Source organism: Roseburia sp. 1XD42-69 (assembly GCF_003612565.1).
GTDB lineage: Bacteria > Bacillota > Clostridia > Lachnospirales > Lachnospiraceae > Roseburia_B.
Genome location: NZ_RAZG01000216.1, coordinates 1 through 1,274 on the forward strand (window position 1 = coordinate 1; position 1,274 = coordinate 1,274).

1 protein-coding gene is annotated in these 1,274 nt (G+C 38.5%); it reads right to left on the reverse strand.

Annotated features, from left to right (window positions below; translation table 11 throughout):
• Positions 1 to 40: 40 nt before the first annotated feature.
• A partial coding sequence (locus D7Y06_RS25180) for an IS4 family transposase (RefSeq protein ID WP_120410200.1) occupies positions 41 to 1,274 on the reverse strand: 1,234 nt, incomplete at its 5' end.

Genomic DNA, 1,274 nt, shown 5'->3' on the forward strand with positions numbered 1-1,274 from the left:
ATTCAATACTGGCAGTTATTCAGTTATCTTAATTCCTATGCTATGCTGCTTGAAGCTGTGTCCTCAGTAAAGCAGGTACCGTGTTCATAAACGTATCAACCAGTTCGTCAATTTTATCTTCGGACAGTTCTGTGTTGTCACTAAGCATGGTTCGGAACATTTGAAGCAGCATTTGAAATGCCTGTATCCATGTGATATCAGACATTTCGTCAGAAAAGTATAGAAAAAGTTCACCCAGTGAACGGCTGTCGTTAGATTCCCGGCTTTCCAGGGAAAGCATCATATACCGTGTAAAAACAACTGCAGTGTGGGCAGTCACTGCATCGTAAGATAAGGAGTTACATTCCTTGCTGAGATTCAGATAGCTTTTACATACCTTGAAGAAAACTTCGATATCCCAGCGCTTACCATAAATACGGATGATTTCATTTTCATCCAGAGTAGTATTTGTAGAGATAAGGCACAAGTATTCCTTTTTCTTATTCCGATTACGGACATATACAACTTTAGCCGGAATAATTTCTCCATCTTTTACAACGTCAACTACCACAGAAAGTAAGTATTTGGAACGACCACGTCTCTTTTTATTCTGGTTATAGATTGTAATAAGAGACATATCTTCACCATTGTACCGAAAGAACATTTTTGGAGTCTTTTTCACCATGCCAATGACATCATAGCCGATTGATTTTACAGCATGGAGCGTGCTTGGAGAAGAGAACCAACTGTCAAAAAGAACATACTTGGCTGGAATATCAGCTTTTTTAGCAGCTTTTAAAAGTTCAAGCATCGCCTGCGTTCCTTTTTGCATGGAAAGCATCCTTCTTTTGTATCCGACAGTTCGTTTATCAACCTCCGAAGCTTCGTTGACCCTATTCTTTTTGTTTTCAGATGAGAGAAGAACATTATTAACGGGAAGAAATGTGCTTCCATCTGACCATCCAAGTGTAAGCATACGAAATCCAAAACGGTATCTGTGATTAGCGTGATCATAAGCTTTTGCAAGAAGTTCTACTTTCTTAGAGCGATTGCGTTCAAACATGGAATCATCAATAATCAATACATTTGCACGATCCTCTGAATCTAAAGGTACAATAGCATCCTTGATGATTCGTGAAGCTAACAGAGTCGTAAAGTGAAGCCAGTTAATCTGGATCATCTTCATGAATCGGTAGACAGTATCCTTTGCGAATCCAGGAGAATTTTTTGCGGTAATCAGACTCATATACATACTTCTGTTAGAAAAAATCAGCAAAAAAAGATACTGAAAAATC